This window comes from Paenibacillus sp. P5_B5 (genome assembly GCF_056400365.1).
The window spans coordinates 1-302 of sequence record NZ_JBFULK010000077.1 but is presented as its reverse complement, the minus strand read 5'-3'; the positions used below and the strand labels follow the sequence as shown (position 1 = coordinate 302).

Here is a 302-nt window from a genome sequence, read left to right as displayed (position 1 = left end):
GAGCGATCTGGAGCCAATCTTATAAAAGCCGATCTCAGTTCGGATTGCAGGCTGCAACTCGCCTGCATGAAGTCGGAATTGCTAGTAATCGCGGATCAGCATGCCGCGGTGAATACGTTCCCGGGTCTTGTACACACCGCCCGTCACACCACGAGAGTTTACAACACCCGAAGTCGGTGGGGTAACCCGCAAGGGAGCCAGCCGCCGAAGGTGGGGTAGATGATTGGGGTGAAGTCGTAACAAGGTAGCCGTATCGGAAGGTGCGGCTGGATCACCTCCTTTCTATGGAGAATCGTTTCCTG

1 rRNA gene is annotated in these 302 nt (G+C 55.3%); it reads left to right on the top strand.

What is annotated here, in order from left to right:
- A 16S ribosomal RNA gene (locus AC1DOK_RS24650) occupies nt 1–282 on the top strand; the annotation flags it as partial.
- Nucleotides 283–302 lie beyond the last annotated feature (20 nt).